Source organism: Pseudomonas sp. IT-P74, from assembly GCF_949768175.1.
Taxonomy (GTDB): Bacteria; Pseudomonadota; Gammaproteobacteria; order Pseudomonadales; family Pseudomonadaceae; genus Aquipseudomonas.
Genome location: NZ_CATKQD010000055.1, coordinates 106,575 through 129,563, shown reverse-complemented (window position 1 = coordinate 129,563; position 22,989 = coordinate 106,575). Strand labels below are relative to the sequence as shown.

Here is a 22,989-nt window from a genome sequence, read left to right as displayed (position 1 = left end):
CTCGCCCGGCCTGCCCCCCCTCATGTCATGCCCTGCATCAGCACCAAAATCTGTCACTCAAATCAGCCCAGGCAAAACACCTACCACTCATCGAAAACCCACCCCAACCTGTTATTTCTGACAGTAGCCAACACCCCCGACCTGGGGCCCAATCGAACGATCTATTCGCACCTGAATAGCATCACATCGACGAGGGCTTTTTCCATGTCGCATTTCCGCTCGTTTCTGTTTCCGGTTTTCCCGGCCGCCATTTCCCCTCTTGCTCTACGCCCCTTGCTGATTGCCGGCATGACGCATCCGGTCGTTGACGGTGACGGTGGCCTCAACATCCACGCCGTCGAAGAGTACCCCGAAGGCATTTTGTGTGCCGTCAACGCTTACAGCTTTCCAATGCTCGCCGGCGATACGCTGGATATCTACTGGGGCACCAAGAAGCTCCTTACCCGGATTGTCGAGCCAGATGAAGTCGACAAGACCGTGTTTTTTTTCCTGGATGCCGAGGCTATCGTTTCCGGCTGGGTCGAGGAGGTCTACTACGTGTTGACCCGTCAGGGTGAACCCGTACCCGATGACCCGGCCGTGCCGTTGCGGTTGTTGGTGAAACTGGATCGGCCGGCCGGGCGCGACAAAGACCCTCATCTACCGGGCCATTCCGAATTGCATATTGCGCAACTGCCGGAAGACGTGATCAAAAACGGCGTGGATGCCGAGTGGGCGCAAAGGGGCGTGCCCATGACCATCGGCGTGTACCCGAACATCGCCGTGCGCGATGTGGTCCAGGTGAAATGGGGCAGCGCTTATCTGGCACCTCACTTTGTCACGACGGCACAAGTTGATGGCTCCGAGCCTATCGTGATCACCGCCACGCAGGCCGACATACTGGCGGGCGGCGACAGCGCGGCACTGATGGTGCAATACGAGGTCCACGACGAAGTCTGGAACTACTCCGAACAATGGTCGCAAGCCACCACCGTGCGGGTGGAGGCAGGCGCCTGGCGTCTGGACCCACCGATGATCCGGGAGTCGGACAACGGTGTGATCGACCTCAAGAAACTGAACCAGAAAGACGTGACAGTACAAGTCCTGGTCGTGGGCACTGATTTCGACCTGGGCGATACGGTCACGATGACCTGGATCGGCACGCCGCTCACTGGCAACCCGCTGATTCATACCGAATCATGGACCGTGGACAACATCCCCAGCGTCAAGGATTTCATGGTGCCTTACGCCGAGGTCCGCGCCATCGCCATGGGCTCGGCCGACGCCTCCTACGTCCTGACCAAACTCAATGGCGGTCCACCGCTCTCCTCCAAACGCGCCTTCGCCAGTGTGATCGGCGATGTGTATGCGCATCCGGCACCGACCATTCGGGAGCTGGTCGGCAACCTCCTCGAGCCTGACAACTCCATTGCCACCGTAGACATCACTTACCCGGGAATGACCAACGGCGACTTCATCAACCTGAGATGGCTGGGCACCCGATCCAATGGTCAGCCCTATGTCCATGGCGAGGAGTACACCGTCAGCCAGGGGGACGCCGAGCGCAAGAAGATCACGATTTACGTGCTGAGTGAACACATCGCCGTTCTGGCTGACGGCAAGCTGGATTTGTCGTATGTGGTGTCCAACGATAAAGCGGCAATTTATGGGGTCAGCGAATCCGAGCACCTGCTGGTCGATGTCAAGGCCATCCGGGCCACGCTGCCGGCGCCGAAGGTAGTGGAGGCCGACGACGACGTGCTGGACCCGTCAAAAATTTTCGATAACGCCACGGTACGGATCGAATACCTCGGGACGCTCAAAGGCGACATTCTGACGTATTACTGGACGGGTATCAGCGCTGGCAGCAGTACCAGCGACTGGCTACCGATCACGTCCGTCATTGCGGGCAAGCCGGTAAACTTCCGGGTCGACGCCTGGTTTGTCTCGGCCAACATCGGGCAGTACGTCAAGGTCAGGTACACCCTCAAACACGCCGGCACCGGCCTGACGAGTTACTCGGCGACGCTGAATCTGTTGATTGGTCAACTGGTGGGAGAGCTTCCGCCACCGAGGGTGATTCAGGCCCCGGATGACGAGCTTGATCCCATGAATGCGACCCAGGGCGTGGACGTATCGGTCGAATACGCAAACATGGATCCGGCACTGGACACCATTGCCTTGAAATGGCGCGGCACACCCGGTGCGGGCACATCGGAAGATCTGGAATTACCGGCAGACGCCAGTGGCCGGGTGAAGTTCTCTCTGCCGTCCTCTGTCGTAGGGCCGAACATCGGTAAAAGCGTTGCAGTGTCCTATGAGGTCAAGCGCTACAATTTCTGGAAACCCTCCGATTTGCTGACCCTCAATGTGTTGAGGTTTCAAGATCCCGATAACCAGCTTCCGCGCCCACAAGTGCCCCAGGCCCCCAACGGCATCCTTGACCTGATGACCTTTGCCGGCGACGCCAGAGTCACTGTCGATAAATGGCCATTTATCGCGCTCAAACAACGCATCTGGCTAAGGCTGCAAGGCAAGACCGCATCCGGTGCGACTCACACGATTGAACTGCTCGACGGTACGGAGATCACACAGACACAACTCGCCAACGGCCTCAATGAAACCCTCCTCAGATCCGAACTGTTGAAACTGGGTCATGCTTCACCGGCGACGGTGATCTGCAAGGTTGCCTTCGATGGCGACTCGCAGGAACACACGGCCATCGAGTTTCCGCGTCTGGCGCTGACCGTCAAAACCCGGTACGACTACCTGACGCCGGAGATTACTGACGTGGCTGACCCGAAAGGTACGGTCGGCGAGGGCGAATCCACTTACTTCAGGCAAGTGACCATCACCGGGACGGCGACGCGGGGCGAGAAGGTTGAACTGTTTGACGGTTCCATGTCACTTGGACCCGTCGATGTTGATAATGGCGGCATCTGGACGAAGGTGCTGACCAATCTGATTGTGAAGAATTACCACATTCTCGCCCGTGCCCTGTATGACGCAGCCCCGGTGGACAGTCTGCTCAGGACGTTTTCGGTGGTTGAGGCCATCACTCCGACCATTGCCAATGTCACCGACGCCAAAGGCACAGTGCCCGAGAGAGGAACGACCTATTTCAGATCCGTCACCGTCACCGGCACGGCCAGCCCCAATCACAAAGTTGAGCTATTCGATGGGGCAACATCGCTGGGTGAAATTCCAACCGGTAATGGCACCTGGACCCGTGTGATCAACTCACTGACTATCAAGGCCTACAGCCTCACCGCGAAAGCGCTGTATGGCGGCGGAGCGGTTTCCGAACCGCCCCGGACCTTTACCGTTGCCCGGGCCGATAAACCCGTGATTGACAACGTTACCGACGCCAACGGCACAGTGCCCGAGGGAGGAACGACCTATTTCAGATCCGTCACTGTCACCGGCACGGCCAGCCCCAATCAGACAGTTGAGCTATTCGATGGGACAACGTCGCTGTTTGAAGTTCCAACCGGCAATGGCACATGGAACCGTGTGATCAGCTCATTGGCTTTCAAGCCTTACACCCTCACCGCACGGGCACTGTATGGTGAAGAACCAGTTTCCGAACCGCCCCGGACCTTTACCGTTGCCCGGGCCGATAAACCCGTGATTAAAAATGTTACCGACGCCAAAGGCACAGTGCCCGAGGGAGGAACGACTTATTACAGATCCGTCACCGTCACCGGCACGGCCAGCCCCAATCAGACAGTTGAGCTATTCGATGGGACAACGTCGCTGTTTGAAGTTCCAACCGGCAATGGCACATGGAACCAAGTGATCAACTCACTGGCTTTCAAGCCTTACACCCTCACCGCACGGGCACTGTATGGTGAAGAACCGGTTTCCGAACCGCCCCGGACCTTTACCGTTGCCCAGGCCGATAAACCCGTGATTAAAAATGTTACCGACGCCAAAGGCACAGTGCCCGAGGGAGGAACGACTTATTACAGATCCGTCACCGTCACCGGCACGGCCAGCCCCAATCAGACAGTTGAGCTATTCGATGGGACAACGTCGCTGTTTGAAGTTCCAACCGAGAATGGCACATGGAACCAAGTGATCAACTCACTGGCTGTCAAGCCCTACAGACTCACTGCGAAAGCGCTGTATGGCGACGGAGCGGTTTCCGAACCACCCCGGACCTTTACCGTGGCGGTGGCCAGTGCTCCTGAGATCACCAATGTCACCGACTCCAAGGGGTCGGTGCCCAATGGCGGCACGACCTATGATCGATCCGTCACGGTCACTGGTACGGCCAGCGCCAACAGGAAAATCCAGCTGCGTGACGGCGCTACTGTATTGGGTGAAGCCACTGGCCCAAGCTGGAGCCTGCCCGTCGGTGGGTTGAGCGCCAGATCCTACCGCCTCGTCGCCGTGGATGAAGACGGTTCAGAGTCTCCGGCTTACACCTTCACCGTGGCTGTGGCCAGTGCTCCTAGAATCACCAATGTCAGCGACTCCAAGGGACCGGTGCCCAATGGCGGCACGACCTATGATCGATCCGTCACGGTCATTGGCACGGCCACCGCCAACAGGGAAGTCGAACTGCGTGACGGCAATACCCCATTGGGAAACGACACGGGCCCAAACTGGCGCCTGCCCATCAGTGGGTTGAGCGCCAGACTCTACCGCCTCGTCGCCGTGGATGAAGACGGTTTAGAGTCTCCGGCTTACACCTTCAACGTGGCGGAGGCCGGTACTCCTGATATCACCAATGTCACTGACTCCAAGGGACCGGTGCCCAATGGCGGCACGACCTATGATCGATCCGTCACGGTCACTGTTACCGCCAGCGCCAACAGGAAAATCAGGCTGTATGACAGCAATACCCTATTGGATGAAGGCTCTGGACCAATCTGGAACCTGTCCATCAGTGGATTGAGTGAAAAAACCTACAACCTCGTCGCCGTGGATGAGGGCGATTTAACGTCTCCGACCCGGACCTTCACCGTGGCGACTCATGTCGCCCCGACAATCACGTCCGTCAGGGATTCCCGTGGCGAGCTGCCAGATGGCGGGAGCACCACCGATACGACCGTGAGCCTTCAAGGGAGTGTCACGCCCAACCATGAGGTTCAGATCCACGATAACAATGAGCCCAAACACATAGTGCGAGCCGTGGGGGACACCTGGAATGCTACCTTGCCTGTGGCCTTGGGTGGACATAGCATCACGGTGAAAGCGGTCAGCACCGGGCAGTTTTCCAATGCCCGCCGCTTTACCGTGAACACGGCGACCCCGCCGCTGAACTTCAATATCAGCCCGGTGACATTGGACGGGAAAATCTACTTGCTTCCCAATAACCCCGAAGTCCTTCCAGCGTTTGGCCCGGGAACATCGGTGCAACATCAGGCATCGGGAGGTGTGCCTGGGTACACCTATAGCTCCAGTAATACGGCGGTGGCGGTCGTCGATACCACGGGACTGGTGACGGTCAGAGGTCGCGGCACTGCTAACATTACGGTACAGGATGCGGTCAATCAGTCCTTGAGCTACACCGTAACCGTCACGGGTGTTATCCATTGCGTGGGCCTGGGAAGGGACACATGGGCCAGAATCAATACAGCAGCCACTCAAGCTGGGGCGCGGATACCCAGTTATGCTGAACTGTATGAACTTCATCAGGCGTATGGTTCACGTTGGCCCATGGGCAATGCACTTTATTGGTCGACAACCCAAGGCACCACTACTTGGCCATTTCCGAGCAGAAAATGTATGAACATTGTTACTTCCGCGAATGGCGACGTTCATGAACAAGGGGGGAGCACCGCCCTCGGTGTTGGATTTAGATAATCGCGCATAAAAAACGCCTCGCACATTGCGAGGCGTTTTTTTTGGAACCCTTCACACCAAGCGTTTAAAAACCCCAACGCCCCCCCACAATCACCCCATACGGCCGTTCGATGTTCTCACCGTTGCTGTAATCGAAATCGGCATGCACTTGCACGTCCTTGGTCACCGCCAATGCAACGCCCAACCCCAGCAGCCCGCGAGTGCCGGACAAATCGTTGTTGAACTGGTTGTCGTGGTTGACGGTGACGCGGTTGTTGTTGATGAACTCTTGCTGCACGGCGGCACGCACATAAGGTTGCGCGATCATGCCGTTGTCCATGTTGAAGGTACGGCCGGCGGTGGCGCCGGCTTCGCCGAGAACGGAACGTGCACGATCACCGTCGGCGTTCATGCCGTTGTCCAGGTCATAGTCACTACCTTGAATCACCGCGGTCGACAGTTTGGCGTACGGCTCGACGAAGTAGCCCTTGTCCAGCTTGATGTTGCGCCCGAACTCGGCGGAAGCGCTGATGCCGGAGCTGCGGTAGTCGCCCTTGCTGCGCGAGCCGTCGCTCATGCTGACTTTGGCTTCATTGTGAAAGCGGTTGAACCTGAGCGTGGCGTCGAAGTAGTAGCCCGTCTCGGCGTCCAGCCAGGTCGCGTATGGCCCCAGGTAGTAGCTGTTGATGGTCCCGGATGTACCCTGCTCGACGTTCAGGTCGGAATCGCTGTAACCGGTCATGACACCTGCCAGCCACTGGCTCTCGCCCAAACGCACATCCGCCCCCAGGGACAGGCCTTGCTGGGTCTGCTGATAGGCCACGCCGGAACCGGAGGACACGTTGTATTTGTTGCCGTAGCCACGCATCCAGAAGCCGGTTTTACCGCCGTTGAAACGCAGTTCGCCCATGCGGCTGCGCAGCGATGCACCCTCGGCATACAGGATGGTGATCGGTGCGTTGAACAAGGCCAGCACCGAGCGCGCGCCGGGGCTGACGGTCTTGGTGGTCGGGTCGAGGAACCATTCGGTCTCCCCTGCCCCCGTGCTGCGCCGGGCCAGGTCGTAGGACCAGGTGCCCACGTCGACCGGGCCACCTTCGAGCGAGAATTTCGCATCGCCCGCCGCGGTGTGCACCAGGGTCAAGGCCTGCGGTGACGCCGCGTCCAGCCCGGAGGCGGCCACGGCCAGGCCGAAGTCGCCCGTCGCCACACCGGTAACGTTGAGGAAGTCGCGGTTGCCGGTGGCGAAGTCACCCTTCATGGCAAACACACCGTTGCCCGCCAGTGTCCCGACATTCAATTGATAGTAGGTAGCCGGAGCACCCGCCGCGCCAAAGCTGACACGACCGTCATTCATGGCCAGTGTGCCGATGCTGTCATTGCCGGTGAGCGTCCAGTTCGAACCGCTGTTGATGGTGACACCGTTGGCCTTGTCGAGGCGGCCGGTGAGGGTCGAACCGTTTTGCAGGGTGACGTTGGCCGTCGAGGCATCATCGACCTTCACCACATCGCCGACCATGTGTCCGCCATCGAACGTCAGGTTCGCGGTGCTGCCACCGTCGACGCTCACGTTGCCTTGCAGGGTGCTGTTGGCCACTTTCAAGGCCGCCGTGGAGGCCCCCTTTATCATCAGAAGTTGGTTGTCTTTCCCTTGCAGCGTGGAATTGTTCAGCACTTCGATATTCGCGCTGATACCGGTATCCACCACAATCGCCGCGCCGTTACGGCCTGTCACGCTGGCGTTGTCCAGGACCAGCGAGTTGTTGCCCAAGCGAGACGGATCGCGGGCCATGCGCACACCCGCCGCATCACCGCTTATGCGGGTACCCGCCGTCGCGCGCACATCACCACCGAGGATATTCAAGCCAACGCTGTTGGTGCCTGTTCCGGTGATTTCGGTATTGATAAGCGTAAGGGTACTCAAGCCTGTGACTTGAGCGCCGGCGTCACCCCCGCGGTAAAAACCACCTGTGGCGGTTACCGTCGAGCCTTGCGTCGAAGAACTCAGCCGATTGACCGCCAGAGCCAGGGTATCGCTGGTGACGTTGGCCTGGTTGAGCGTCCCTTGGCTATTGGTAATGGTGACCCCTTCGATACCGCTTCTCGCCGTAATGGTCGCGCCATTGATGTTCAGTGTCGACCCACCGGTCGCGGTAATCTCATTGGTATTGGCGCCTGTGACATTGAGCACGCCGTTGTTGCGCACCAGGTAGTCAATGGTTGGCGTCGTTGCATCGATGTCCAGCGTGGTGTTATCGACGATGGTCGCTGCCAGTGCGGCAGGGCTCAGAAAAAAAAATGCCGGTATGGCTACCAGCATTTGAAATGGGCCTGCGAAGGCAGGTTTGTGCGATTTGCTATTGCCGATGTTCATAAAATGGCTCCGATTGATCAAGGCCTCACGTCTTTCATGAAACAGCGCAAAAGACTACGAGGGCAGCAGACAATACCCAGTACATGCAAACATGAATGTAGGAGTAATCCTTTTTTAGCCGCGAGTAATTCCAGGGTTCATTCCGAAAGCTCCGTCATCAGAGACTTGTTCAACGAAAGACACCCGAAAGCGGAAGGCGCATGACGCGCCTCCCGCCGGCTATTCAAATCACCTTAACGTCGAGTGATCTTGCAAGTGCCGCCATCACCCGGATCGACCAGGTAAACCCTTACCAGATGTGGAACGGAGTCTACTGGGCGACCGTCGATAACAGCGGTGTATCTAATGTCCCCCCAGCCATTCTCGGTTGCCAAAATAGGGGCATAAGGGATTTTCACGATAAAACCGTTGATTGCTTCTTGTTCATTGGGGGTATACGTAACATCAAGGTCCGTGCCAGGTTTCACCGTACCTGTATTGTCGGTATAACCCTGATATTTAAAAACCAGATCCTGATCTTTAAGTTGAGGTTCTCCACCTGCAACCAGCACTTCGACAACAGTGCCTTTCACAGGATCCTGACGCAATGAACCGCAGTTCAACCAGTCAGTGAAGTCCGGATCAAGGTTTTGAAACTTTGCCTCTGGAACAACACCGGGAACAATCTCGACATCAACGTCCTGATTAGGGGAGATGTCTTTGTTTTCGTTTACATCCGGGTGTGCGATTTCGTAGTTTACAAGAATTGGATTTCCGTTCCCCCCGTCGGCGACAACACTCCAGTCAGTGGTCCAGGTAATTCTGGCTGGAGGCACCGGAACCGGTGCCTCTACTGTATATACACCACCATTGGCTGCCGGTACGGGAACGCCCTTCCAGACAAGTTGAACTTCATCGTTAACTTTCGCCCCTTCGTAAATGACAACCGACACATCGACGTCCTGATCCTTGTCAGCTTCTGTCAACTTGTTTGGAGCATTACCGCCCTGCCCTTGAACCGTCACCAGAGCAAGCTTCGGGTTAACAGGGTCTGGATTGTCCGGGTCAATAACGCCACCCGGTTTCCTCAAGTCTACATCGACATCCACAGACAGTGGAGTTGACGGATACAGAAGCGAGCCACGCTTGATTTGATACTCAACCGTGACCGTTTTTTCACCAGCATTACCATTGAAAACATCTCTGAACGGTACATCCGCGTAAACGGGAAAGCTGACAATCGGTTTGGGTGCTTGTGGGATACCGTCCCATGTCACCAGCAATTGATCATTCGGCACGAAGTTGGTGTATTCAACCTTCATCCCTACGCCTACCGGCGTCTGGGCATCAGCCAAATCGATCAGGCCGTCCTCGTACAGCGGAATATCCGGCGGCAACAAACCTACTGGCGGATCGGTCAACGTGACATTCAATTGTTTGAATAGAGAAACTGCACTTGTATAACCTTTGCGGTTGGTGATGTAGTAAAAGATCGCATGCGGCCCCTCTTCGTCCCCCACCACAGCGGCAGTCAATTTGTCGGAGACTACCGGAACGTTGGTGTCGGTCCGTGTAATCACATCAAATTGCCTCGAAAGTGGCAATGACTTACCAAAATGGAGTTCGATGACATCGCCGATTTTTCTGCCTGAATACTCAGGTATGGTTACCTGCACATTACCATTTTCGTCCAGGTACTTCTTGGTAATACCGTCACGGTCCACCTCCGGTGGAACTATTACCGCACCATTGGTCTCTGGATGGGTTGTATCAACATTAATAATCAGTGGTGTCACTGTAGTGGGGTTGCCACCTTGCACCAGGTAGTAACCGAGTTCATGGGGTCCGGGTTGATTGCTCAAATTTTCCGGCAAATTCAGATCAATTTTTAGAATATCAGAGTCCAGCGGTGTCGTATAGTCAAAACGTGTTCCCTCCCGAGTTCCATCCCATGTCAGTTGAATAATCCCCGGAATACCACCAGGCAGGTCCGCAACGTCTGGCCTTGGCACTTCAACCTTGAGTTCCACCCCTTGATACATGCGATGCAGTTGATTAGGCAGATCATCAGGGGTGTTCGGCAACAATGGATTATCGGTATGCAGGTTGGGTGGACCCGCAACAACTTTTGGGCTTGAGAGGCGAATTTTTTTATAATTCAACCGGCTTTGTTGTGCGGACGTGATTTTCTCTAAACTTGACATATCTCAACTCCTACTCAATAAACGGGCTTTACCTGCCCCAGGTATTTCAACCAAGCACATGACTGACAACAGCCACGTGCAACTTAAAAACATCAAACGCATACAGACAGCACCTCGAAAGGCACGACTTTCAACTTTCAAAACCATTTATTAACGTGCAGGGTTACGCACCACGAAAACTGGAACAAGCACGTTAAACAAACATCAGCTTTTCAATGACAGAAGCGATTACTTATCGCAGGGCTCCTGACAAGTTTCATTCGTCGGCGAACACACTTCGCCACTGGGCATGGTCCTGTTGATGATGACGAAATCTTTCTTGGAGACGCCCACTGCGCCATTGAGCTTTTTCAAGTCGTAATAACAAAGGGCGGAACCATTGTTGACCATGGGTGCAATCAGATTTTCATAATCAGCCACATGAACTTCGAAACCATTACGCGCCTGATCCAGGTTCAACTTCGTGGCGAATGTGTCAACGACGCCGGGAATGGGGGATGTGCCATTCGTCCCTTCACACCCTTGCCAATGCAGGGTCACGACATCGTTCTCATCGAATGCCGGATTACCTTCCACTTTCACCCAAACCCCCTTCCAGAGCCTCGGGCATGCACAGCAATTGAGAACACCGTATTTACCCGCATGAGGGAACGACGGCTCTTTCAGGCCCTCGATGACCACAATCAAGACACGGACCGAGGTGATACGCGCTTGCTGCAGATTGATACCGTTGCTGGTGGTGTAGTAGACCGGCAGCGCCGGGTTGTCCCGGTCCTGGTCAATCGCAGACCAGGGGATTGTGATCGGCACCCTTTTTCCCGCCACGTCACCGGACTGGACGATGTATTGCGCAACCGGTGTGCTGATCGACCCCCAGTACAACTCGATCGTCTGCCCGGGTTGTGGATCGTCAAACAAGGTCAGAAATGCCTCGGCATCTTCACCAAAATCCTCGGAGAGCAAGGTGTTCAAGGTCTGGGATTTGGCGCCATACACCTCAAGCAGGGCCAGCGTGGCGTTCAGCAGCGCTGGCGCATTGGCATGGTCCTGCCCGGCCACGGTCAAATCCATCGGCACCCGCGTTTCAAGCGATGACGGCGTGTCTCCACTGCCGCGTCGCACCTTGTAAGTGATGCGCGCCGTCATTGGGCCCAGGCCATTGGCACGCAGCACCGACCAAGGCACCGGAGCCACGAGCGGGAACCGTCCGGGGTCGACTGCCAGCGGTGCCAAGGGGTTTTCATCCCAGTCGATCAACACCTCATCGCCCACAGCCGGATTGTCATAGGCATCGATTTCTACCGTTACCACACCTTGGTCCACCGCACCTTCACGAGCGTGCTGACGGTCTATCAATCCTCTGGCCGACAACGGCACGCGTGGCGGCTTGAGATTACCTGGCGCCGGGAGCAAGTCGACGAACAGCGGTAGAAATGTCGAGCGGGGCCCACGGTTACCGGCCCAGTCTCGCAGCCGGTAAAAGATGTAACGTGGCCCGGGCCCACGATCCCGAATATCTGCCTCATACATCGTGATAATCAGTTGATCATTGTCGATATCTTGCTGGCTGAAGGCCTGCTCGCGAATTTCGGGTTCCGAATCCGGTGGATTGGGATTATCCGACCAGTAATAAATCGCCCGATCACGCGCCTGCACATCCACATAAGTCGGGACCTTGAAGCGAACTTGCCCGTGCTCGGTCAAATAGTCGTCAGTGATGCTACCCACGACATCCAGCATTTGCAGCGCCAAAGGTTCCTGACCGTCGTCAGGTTCAACCCGGTCGACCGTGATTTTCTTTTTACCGGATTCAGCCGAGTTGCCCCCGATAATGAGTTTGTACGACAGGTCATAAATACCGTGCACCAACTTATCCCGTGGTACCGATACGATCTTGTCCCCTGGCTCAATGGGGATGGGAAATAGAACTCTGCTGACTTCAAAAAAGTCTTGCCCTACCGGCCTCCAACCAACGGCAACAATGTCTGCGCCAAAAGCCGGATCGGTGGAAAAACTCCATGCCGGTACAGTGACCTGCAGATGACTATTCAAAACGCTGCGCGGTACCAGCCCATCCGCACTTTCATTGCCGTCCTCGTCTTTGAGAATGACCGGAACGATAGGCAACGGAAGGGCCATACCATCCTCGCCGGGGTTTGGCCCGGTACGTTCTGGGTCTATCGGAAATTTCGGGGACGGCATCGCAGATACTCCGTGGCAACGAATCAAGTGCAATGCGCCTGGACAGTGAATCACGTGCAAAACCGCCTTCACGGTCATCACATCGGCGCATCTGATGGGCTTAATTAAATGCCTGTCCGCTGATGCTGCCTACTGTCAGAAATAACAGGTATTGCGACCGTTCATCGTAAAACTACCCTCAGACCACCCGATTTTGCCCATAAAAAACCCGCGCTCCCGTTTGATCGGGAACGCGGGTTCTGTGGTTGCGACTTCGGGTTACACGGTATCCACCTTCAACGAATGATCGTTGAGCATGCCGTTGATGATGGTCGCGGTGTCATACCCGCCCGCGATCACCCCACCCGCCCCCGGCGTTACACCGTAATGGCTGGCGAGGTCGACGCCGGCCAGGTCGATGGTCTGGTTCGGCGCGGCGCCGGCCATGGCGCTGACGTCGATGCTGGTCACCGTCGACGGCCCGCTGCCGGTGACGGTGAAATGCAGGTAGTCATCCAGCGACGCCGTGGTGCCGTTTTCCCCTTGCAGCAGTTGCGACAGGTCGAGCTTGTCGGTGCCGGGTGTGAAGTCGGTGATCACGTCATGGCCACTGTTGCCCTTGAGCCACTGGAAGGTATCGGCCCCCGTTCCGCCGGTGAGGGTGTTGTTGCCCAGGCCCCCGATCAGCAAGTCATCGCCGCCCCCGCCGTTGAGGATGTCGTTGCCCAGGCCGCCGTTGATCACGTTGTTGGTGTTGTCTCCGGTAAGGGTGTCGTTGAAGTTCGAGCCGGTGAGGTTTTCGATGCCGGCCAGGATGTCAGTGCCGGCACCGAGAGTGTTTTGCCCACCCGGCAGGCTGAGGTCGACCGTCACCCCCGCGGTGGCATGGGCGTAGCTTGCCGTGTCGAGGCCCGTGCCGCCATCGAGGATGTCACTGCCCTGGCCGCTGAAGAGCAGATCATTGCCGGCGTCGCCATGCAGCTCGTTGTTGCCGGAACCGGCGGTGAGCACATCGTTGCCGTCGCCGGCATTGATGAAGTTGTTGCCCGTGCCCGCCACCAGTACGTCATCCCCGCTGGTGCCGGTGAGGGTGTGGCCGTCCTGATAGCTGATGGTCAGGTTGGCCGAATCGCTGCCGCCGTGGTTGTCGTTGGCGGTGTAGGTGCCGTGGTAGTCCGTGGTGACTTCGTGTGCTCCGGCGTAGTTGACGGTCATGGTCAGTTCGTAGTTTTCCGCCGAATTCTTATTGCCGCCACTGGTGTTGGCGATGTTGGTCACGTGGATCTGGTAAGTGCCATCCGCGCCTGCGGTAATGGTGTCACCATCGGCGATGCTGACGAACGCCCCACCGTTGAGCGAATACTCCATCGTGATGTGCCCGGCATCCAGGTTGTGATTGAGGTTGAGCGTCTCACCTTGATTCAGCTTGACCGTGATGAAGTCTTCATTGTTGCCATTGGAGTTGTTCGCGGCGCCCAGATAGCCACTGATCACCAGCAGCGCCGTCATGGTCGTCGCGTTGGCCACAAAGGCGTTGCGCACATTGGCCAGACTCTGGTTGGCGGGGTTGTTGTTTTCGCCGGCGAAGTCGATCGCGCCGGTACCGGTGAAGTCCCCGCCTTTCACGACCCAGCCGGTGTTGAACGAGGTCGGGGTCGCCGAAAGCTGGTCGCCATTGGGGTCGGTGTCGTTGACCAGCAGCAGTTCGGCCGGCACCACGATATTGCTCGACAGGACGTTGGTGATGACGTGGTCGTCCACCGCCACCGGAGGCGCGTTGGGGATCACTTTCACGGTCAGCGTCGAGCTGGTGAGGTCGCCATCGTTGTCGCTGACGGTGAAGCCGATGTTCTCGGTGATCAACACCGACGTGGTTTTCTGCGAGGTGTAGTTGTAGTCGCCAGTGTCGAGGTTGATCACCAATGTGCCGCTGTTGTTGGTGGCGATGCTCAGCGTGTTGTTCACGGTGTTGAAGGTGCCGTGGTTGGTGCCGCCGCTTGGCGTCAACGAACCCTGGCCGCTGAGGGCTTTGGGATCGTAAGTGTAGGTGGTGCCGTCGACCACGATGGATTTGATGAAACCGCCATCAGCGCCGAACGCGCCACCCTCACCCAGCAACGAACCGGTGACCGGTGCGCCGACCACGGTGCCGGACAGCACCGAGTTGAGTTGGTTGAGGTCGGTGACCACCACCGCATTGGTGTCGGTGTGGCTGTTGCCGTCGTAGGCCAACGGATCGAGGTTGGCGTTGCTCACGCCACTGCCCAGGCCGATCGCGTAGTTCTTGATGCTGTTGGCATCGAGGAAGGCTTTCAGCGCGGTCTCGTCGGCGGTGCCGATTTCCTGGCCGGTGGTGGGCTTGCCGTCGGAGAAGAAGTAGCCGACGTTTTGCGCACCGGTCAGTTTGCCCGAGGTGTTGAACGCGGTCTGCATGGTCACCACGGCCGCGTCGTAGTTGGTGCCGCCGTTCGCGACGAGGCCGGCCAGCAGTGTCTTGGCGGTCGCGACATCGACCCACACCGAAGTCATGTCGGTGGCGCTGCTGCTGAAGGTGACGAGCTGCACTTTCACATCGCCCAGGTCGTCGTATTTATCCAGCAAGGCACTGATGGCCTGCTTGGCCAGACTCAGGCGCGACAGGTTCGACACGCCGGAAGGATCGGCCATGCTGCCGGAGACGTCGAGCACGATCAGCAGGTTGGAATCGATCTCCACCGCCGCCACCGAGCGATCCGTTGCCACCGCCTTGGGCACGTCATCGACAATGTTGACCACGATGGTGCTGGTGCTGCTGTTGCCCAGCGCATCGGTGGCTTTGTAGGTGAAGCTTTCACTCAGACTGTTCGGCCCGTCGTTGGCGTTCGGCAAGGTTTTCGGCGCCGAGGTCAGGGTGTAGGTGTAGCTGCCGTCGGGGTTGATCAGGATCTGCCCGTAGCTGCCGGTGGCGCTGCCGACCAGTGTGTAGGTGAGCGCGCCGCCAGCACCGGAGACCGAACCGACCAGGGTCCCGGATGCGGTTTCGCCAGTGTTGCCCGGGTCGCTGCCGGTGACCGTACCGGCGGCCAGGTCCTGGCCGTCCTGGCTCAGGTCGAGGGCTTTTTCGTAGACCGTCACGTCGCTGTCGGGGTTGGCCTTGATCGCGCTGTTGGCGACGTCGATGGTGAGGGTGGTAGTGCTTTCATCGCCATCGGAATCACGCACGGTGTAGGTGAACGTGTCAATGGCGCCCGGATCGCCGACGGAATTCTGGTTGCTGTGGTACACCGCGTTGCCGTTGGCATCGAGGGTCAGGTAGCCATAGGTACCGTTGATCTGATTGCCCAGCCCGCCGATGGCTGACGTCAAGGTGTTGCCGCCGGCACGCACGCCAACCACCGTCGCCGGTCCATCGGCGCCGCTGACATCGTTGCCCAGCACACTGATGTTGACGGTGCCGCCCTCCACTACCGACGACGAGTCTGGTTTGGCGTTTGGCAGGTCGTCGACAATCTTGACGTTGATCTGCCCGGTATCGCTGTCGCCATCGGTGTCGGTGGCCACGACGTTGATGTTCTCGATGAGGTTGTTGGTGCCGTTGGCCGTTGGATGGGCTTCGTTATCGTTGAGGGTGTAGCTGTAGCTGATCACGCCCTGGCTGAAACCGGTGATGGTCAGGGTGCTGCCCAGTGGCGTGACGGCGGTTTGCGGGAAGCCGGCTGTAACACCGCCGCTGACGACCGTGATGCCGCCCACGGTCAGGGTTTGCAGGCCGTCGAGGGCGGTTACGGTGAAGGTGCCGTTCTGAGTCAGGGCCGGTGTGTCGGGGCTGGTGCCGTCGCTGAGATTTTTCTCGTAGACCGTCAGTTCACCGCCATACACGTCGAGGCCGTCGAGAGTGACCTTATCATCGTTGTTGTAGACGTTCAGCACCAGGTTGGCGGTGCTGATGTCACCGTCGGCGTCCGTGAGGGTGTAGGTGAAGGTTTCGGTGTCGCTGCCACCGCCATGCAGGTTTTTGAAGTCCGCATTATCGGGATCCAGCGTGTAGGTGTAGGTGCCGTTGGCATTGAGCACCAGGGTGCCATAGGTACCGGTGAAGGTGCCTGGGGTGACCGGGCCGGCATCTGGGCCGATGGCGACTTTATCGGCGCCGATCACGTCGTTGCCGAACACATCGCCGCTGAGGCTTGGCACTGTCTCCGAAGCCGTGCCGAGGTTGCTGTCGTTCATCGCTTTGGGCACGTCATCGACAATGTTCACCACGATGGTGCTGGTGACGATGTTGCCCAGCGAATCAGTGGCCTGATAGGTGAAGGTTTCGTACATCACGTTCGGGCCGTCATTGGCATGCGGCATGGTACTCGGTGGTGTCGTCAGGGTGTAGGTATAGGTGCCGTTGGCGTTGAGCTGAATCTGCCCGTATGCCCCGACATCGCTGCCGACCAGGGCATAGGTGATCGCGCCGACGGCGTTGGTGACCGAACCCACCAGCGTGCCGGACGCGGTTTCGCCCGTACTGGTCGGATCGCTGCCGGTGACGGTGCCGGCCACCAGGTCCTGGCCGTCCTGGCTCAGGTCGAGGGCTTTTTCCAGAACCGTCACGTCGTTGTCGCTGACGGCCTTCAGGTAACTGTTGTAGACGTCGATGGTGAGGGTGGTGGTGCTTTCGTCACCATCGGAGTCGCGCACGGTGTAGGTGAACACATCCACCGCGCCGGGGCCGCTCACTGCGTTAGGCGTGCTGTGATACACGGCGCTGCCGTTGGCATCGAGGGTCAGGTAACCGTAAGTACCGGCGATGTGGTCGCCGAGCCCGCCGATGGCCGAGGTTGATGTGTCGCTACCCGCACGCACACCAACCACCGCTCCAGCGACAGCCGGACCATCAGCCCCGCTGACGTCGTTGCCCAGCACACTGAGGTTGACGGTGCCGCCCTCCTGCACCGAATCCGCGTCGGGATTGGCGCTCGGCAGGTCATCGACGATCTTGACGTTGATCTGCCCGGTATCGCTGTCGCCATCGGTGTCGGTGGCCACGACGTTGATGTTCTCGGTCAGGCTATTGGCGCCGTTGCCTGTTGAATGGACTTCGTTATCGTTGAGGGTGTAGCTGTAGCTGATCACGCCGGTCGCCGGGTTGTAACCGGTGATGGTCAGGGTGCTGCCCAGTGGCGTGACGGCGGTTTGCGGGAAGCCGGCTGCAACACCGCCGCTGACGACCGTGATGCCGCCCACGGTCAGGGTTTGCAGGCCATCGAGGGCGGTTACGGTGAAGGTGCCGCTCTGAGTCAGGGCCGGTGTATCCGGGTGGGTGCCATCGCTGAGATTTTTTTCGTAGACCGTCAGCTCACCGCCATACACGTCGAGGCCGTTGAGGACCACTGAAGCGTCGTTGTTGTGGATCTGCAGCACCAGGTTGGCGGTGCTGCTGTCGCCGTCGGCATCGGTGAGGGTGTAGCTGAAGGTTTCGGTGCCATTGCCACCGCCGTGCAGGGCTTTGAAATCGGCATCGCTGGTGTTGAGGGTGTAGGTGTAGGTGCCGTTGGCATTCAGCACCAGGGTGCCGTAGGTGCCGGTGAAGGTCCCGGGGGTGATCGGCCCGGCGTTCTCTCCGAGCGTTACCCGATCGGCGCCTTGCACGTCGTTACTCAGCACGTTGCCGCTGAGGGTCAGCAGAGTTTCCGAAGCAGTGCCATTGCTGTCGCCCACAGCGTTGGGCAGGTCGTCGACGATGCTGACGTCCAGTGAACCGGTCGCGGTGGTGCCGTTGTCATCGACCACGGTCACGGCGAACTGCTCAGGCAGGGTGTTGGCGCCGTTGGCGGTCGGGTGCGCTTCGTTATCGTTGAGGGTGTAGCTGTAGCTGACCACACCAGTCGCCGCGTTGAACCCGGTGATGGTCAGGGTACTGCCCAACGGGGTGGTGATCGATTGCGGGAAGCCGGCGGCCACGCCAGCGGTGACCACGGCGATGCCACCGACGGTCAGGGTGGTGACGCCGTCCAGCGCAGTGATGGTGAAGGTGCCGCTCTGGGTCAGGTCTGGTGTGTCAGGGTTGCTGCCGTCACTGAGGTTTTTTTCGTAAACCGTCAGTTCACCGCCATACACGTTGAGGCCGTTGAGGACCACTGGATTGTCGTTGTTGTGGATCTGCAGCACCAGACTGGCGGTGCTGCTGTCGCCGTCCGCGTCTGTCAGCGTATAGGTGAAGGTTTCGGTGCCATTGCCACCGCCGTGCAGGGCTTTGAAATCAGCATCGCTGGTGTTCAGCGCGTAGGTGTAGGTGCCATTGGCATTCAGCACCAGGGTGCCGTAGGTGCCGGTGAAGGTGCCGGGGGTGATCGGCCCGGCGTTCTCTCCGAGCGTCACCCGGTCCGCGCCTTGCACGTCGTTGCTCAGCACGTTGCCGTTGAGGGTCAGCAGGGTTTCCGAAGCAGTGCCATTGCTGTCGCCCACGGCGTTGGGCAGGTCGTCGACGATGTTGACGTCCAGTGAACCGGTTGCGGTGGTGCCGTTGTCATCGACCACGGTCACGGCGAACTGCTCAGGCAGGGTGTTGGCGCCGTTGGCGGTTGGGTGCGCTTCGTTATCGTTGAGGGTGTAGCTGTAACTCACCACACCAGTCGCCGCGTTGAACCCGGTGATGGTCAGGGTACTGCCCAACGGGGTGGTGATCGATTGCGGGAAGCCGGCGGCCACGCCAGCGGTGACCACGGCGATGCCGCCCACGGTCAGGGTGGTGACGCCGTCCAGCGCAGTGATGGTGAAGGTGCCGCTCTGGGTCAGCGCGGTGGCGTCCGGTGCGCTGCCGTCGCTGAGGTTTTTCTCGAAGACGGTCAACTCGCCGCCCCCGGCATTCAATCCGCCAATCGTGATCGGGTCATCGTTGTTGTGGATCTGCAGCACGAGGTTGGCGGTGCTGATGTCGCCATCGGAATCGGTGAGGGTGTAGGTGAAGGTTTCGGTGCCGTCGCCACCGCCGTGCAATGCCTTGAAATCGGCATCGCTGGTGTTCAGCGTGTAGGTGTAGGTGCCATTGGCATTCAGCACCAGGGTGCCGTAGGTGCCGGTGAAGGTCCCGGGGGTGATCGGGCCGCTGTTCTCCCCGACTGTTATCCGGTCAGCGCCTTGCACGTCGTTGCTCAGTACGTTGCCGTTGAGGGTCAGCAGGGTTTCCGAAGCCGTTGAAGGATTGCTGTCGCCCACAGCGTTGGGCAGGTCGTCGACGATGTTGACGTCCAGTGAACCGGTCGCGGTGGTGCCGTTGTCGTCGACCACGGTCACGGCGAACTGCTCAGGCAGGGTGTTGGCGCCGTTGGCAGTTGGATGGGTTTCATTATCGACCAGCGTGTAGCTGTAACTCACCACGCCGGTCGCCGCGTTGAACCCGGTGATGGTCAGGGTACTTCCCAACGGGGTGGTGATCGATTGCGGGAAGCCGGCGGCCACGCCAGCGGTGACCACGGCGATGCCACCGACGGTCAGGGTGGTGACGCCGTCGAGGGCGGCGACGGTGAAGGTGCCGCTCTGGGTCAGCGCGGTGGCGTCCGGTGCGCTGCCGTCGCTGAGGTTTTTCTCAAAGACGGTCAACTCGCCGCCCCCGGCATTCAATCCGCCAATCGTAATCGGGTCATCGTTGTTGTGGATCTGCAGCACCAGACTGGCGGTGCTGCTGTCACCGTCGGCATCGGTGAGGGTGTAGGTGAAGGTTTCGGTGCCATTGCCACCGCCGTGCAATGCCTTGAAATCGGCATCGCTGGTGTTGAGGGTGTAGGTGTAGGTGCCGTTGGCATTGAGCACCAGGGTGCCGTAGGTGCCGGTGAAGGTGCCGGGGGTGATCGGGCCGCTGTTCTCCCCGACTGTTATCCGGTCAGCGCCCTGCCCGTCGTTGCTCAGTACGTTGCCGTTGAGGGTCAGCAGGGTTTCCGAAGCAGTGCCATTGCTGTCGCCCACGGCGTTGGGCAGGTCGTCGACGATGTTGACGTCCAGTGAACCGGTTGCGGTGGTGCCGTTGTCATCGACCACGGTCACGGCGAACTGCTCAGGCAGGGTGTTGGCGCCGTTGGCGGTTGGGTGCGCTTCGTTATCGTTGAGGGTGTAGCTGTAACTCACCACACCAGTCGCCGCGTTGAACCCGGTGATGGTCAGGGTACTGCCCAACGGGGTGGTGATCGATTGCGGGAAGCCGGCGGCCACGCCAGCGGTGACCACGGCGATGCCGCCCACGGTCAGGGTGGTGACGCCGTCCAGCGCAGTGATGGTGAAGGTGCCGCTCTGGGTCAGCGCGGTGGCGTCCGGTGCGCTGCCGTCGCTGAGGTTTTTCTCGAAGACGGTCAACTCGCCGCCCCCGGCATTCAATCCGCCAATCGTGATCGGGTCATCGTTGTTGTGGATCTGCAGCACGAGGTTGGCGGTGCTGCTGTCGCCGTCCGCGTCTGTCAGCGTATAGGTGAAGGTTTCGGTGCCATTGCCACCGCCGTGCAATGCCTTGAAATCGGCATCGCTGGTGTTGAGGGTGTAGGTGTAGGTGCCATTGGCATTCAGCACCAGGGTGCCGTAGGTGCCGGTGAAGGTGCCGGGGGTGATTGGGCCGCTGTTTTCCCCGAGCGGCATCCGGTCGGCGCCCTGCACGTCGTTGCTCAGCACGTTGCCGTTGAGGGTCAGCAGAGATTCCGAAGCAGTGCCATTGCTGTCGCCCACGGCGTTAGGCAGGTCGTCGACGATGCTGACGTCCAGTGAACCGGTCGCGGTGGTGCCGTTGTCATCGACCACGGTCACGGCGAACTGTTCAGGCAAAGTGTTGGCGCCGTTGGCGGTTGGATGGGCTTCGTTGTCATTGAGCGTGTAGCTGTAACTCACCACGCCGGTCGCCGCGTTGAACCCGGTGATGGTCAGGGTACTGCCCAACGGCGTGGTGATCGATTGCGGGAAGCCGGCGGCCACGCCAGCGGTGACCACGGCGATGCCACCGACGGTCAGGGTGGTGACGCCGTCGAGGGCGGCGACGGTGAAGGTGCCGTTCTGGGTCAGCGCGGTGGCGTCCGGTGCGCTGCCGTCGCTGAGGTTTTTCTCGAAGACGGTCAACTCGCCGCCCCCGGCATTCAATCCGCCAATCGTGATCGAGTCATCGTTGTTGTGGATCTGCAGCACCAGGTTGGCGCTGCTGCTGTCACCGTCGGCATCGGTGAGGGTGTAGGTGAAGGTTTCGGTGCCATTGCCACCGCCGTGCAGGGCTTTGAAATCAGCATCGCTGGTGTTCAGCGTGTAGGTGTAGGTGCCATTGGCATTCAGCACCAGGGTGCCGTAGGTGCCGGTAAAGGTACCAGGGGTGATCGGCCCGCTGTTCTCCCCGAGCGGCACCCGGTCAGCGCCTTGCACGTCGTTGCTCAGCACGTTGCCGTTGAGGGTCAGCAGAGATTCCGAAGCAGTGCCATTGTTGTCATCGACTGCTTGCGGCACGTCGTCGATGATGTTGATTGTCACTGTACCGGTAGTGCTGTCGCCATTGCTGTCGCTGGCCACCACGGTGACGTGTTCGACAAGACTGTTGGCACCCTCGCCTCTCACATGGGATTCGGCACGGTTGAGGGTGTAGCTGTAACTGACCACGCCCGTGGCCGGGTTGAAACCGGTGACGGTCAGCGTGCCGCCCAACGGGGAGGTGATCGACTGCGGGAAACCTGCCGCCACGCCGCCGCTGATCAAGTTGATCGCACCGATGCTGAGGCTGCTCAGCCCGTCGGGCGCATTGATGGTGAAGGTGCCGCTTCGCGTCAGCGAGCCTTCGCTCCTCGCCGAACCGTCGGCCAGGTTGGCCTCGTTGACGGTCCGCTCGCCGTTCTGCTGCGACAGGCCGTCGAAGGTCACCGGATTGTTCGGCACCGGCGGCACCACAGGGGCTTCGGCCGCAACAACGTCATTGTCCGGATTGGCGTTCAGGCGCTCTTCGGGTAGTTCGGGAATGCCATTGAACCCGTCAGTAGGGAAGCCGATCACCGGATCGACTCGTCCGCCCACTTCTTCGAGCATGACGAAACTATGGCCACTGCCCGCGATGCCACCCGGTACACCGGCCGTCGTGGTAGGCCCGGCAGCGGTGGCTTCAGCGGTTTGGGTCGGGTCGTCGCCCGCCGCAATGGCTTTTTGCAGTTGTTCAACATCGGTCAGTTGCGCTTCGCTCGGCGTCAGCGCTTCAGACGAGTTCACATGGGGAATCTGATTGGCGAGCAACTGCGGCGTCATCTGCATGCTGCTGCCGCGCCCGAGGGTCAGTTCCTGGCCATTTTGCAGATGCACCGCCACCGCGCCTTCAGCGCCGGTGCTCAGTTGGTCGCCGGCGAACAGCCGGTCCCCCTCGACCAACGCACGCCGGGTGCCGTCGCTCGCAACCGCGAACACCTGACCGATGACCTTACTGACGATTCCGATGAGCGTTGCCATGTGCACTTCCTCCGCCGCCAACCGCTGTCGGCACCTTGATTGTGCGAAGAACGTGCTCAT

The 22,989-nt window shown here is 59.1% G+C and carries 5 protein-coding genes; 1 reads left to right on the top strand and 4 read right to left on the bottom strand.

Features of this window, described 5'->3' with window-relative positions:
- The first annotated feature begins 204 nt into the window (after positions 1 to 204).
- A complete protein-coding gene (locus ACM6J5_RS20975) occupies positions 205 to 5,793 on the top strand; it encodes an Ig-like domain-containing protein (protein WP_414929262.1) in 5,589 nt (1,862 codons plus the stop codon).
- Positions 5,794 to 5,857: 64 nt separating this feature from the next.
- Here ACM6J5_RS20975 and ACM6J5_RS20970 read toward each other — a convergent pair whose 3' ends face one another.
- The 4 genes from ACM6J5_RS20970 to ACM6J5_RS20955 all read right to left on the bottom strand — a co-directional run bounded on the left by ACM6J5_RS20970 (position 5,858) and on the right by ACM6J5_RS20955 (position 22,929).
- Positions 5,858 to 8,146 carry an autotransporter outer membrane beta-barrel domain-containing protein gene (locus ACM6J5_RS20970; RefSeq protein WP_414929261.1) on the bottom strand — a complete coding sequence of 763 codons (2,289 nt, stop codon included), beginning with the start codon at positions 8,144 to 8,146 and terminating at the stop codon, positions 5,858 to 5,860.
- A gap of 233 nt (positions 8,147 to 8,379) precedes the next feature.
- Positions 8,380 to 10,329, bottom strand: coding sequence for a hypothetical protein (locus ACM6J5_RS20965; protein ID WP_414929260.1), 1,950 nt, complete (start codon positions 10,327 to 10,329; stop codon positions 8,380 to 8,382).
- A 228-nt stretch (positions 10,330 to 10,557) separates the two neighbouring features.
- Positions 10,558 to 12,468, bottom strand: a complete 1,911-nt coding sequence (locus tag ACM6J5_RS20960) for a hypothetical protein (RefSeq protein WP_256589098.1) — start codon at positions 12,466 to 12,468, stop codon at positions 10,558 to 10,560.
- Between the two features lie 321 nt (positions 12,469 to 12,789).
- The gene (locus tag ACM6J5_RS20955; protein WP_414929259.1) at positions 12,790 to 22,929 is read right to left on the bottom strand and encodes a retention module-containing protein; all 10,140 of its coding nucleotides are present in this window, start codon (positions 22,927 to 22,929) and stop codon (positions 12,790 to 12,792) included.
- Positions 22,930 to 22,989: the final 60 nt, after the last annotated feature.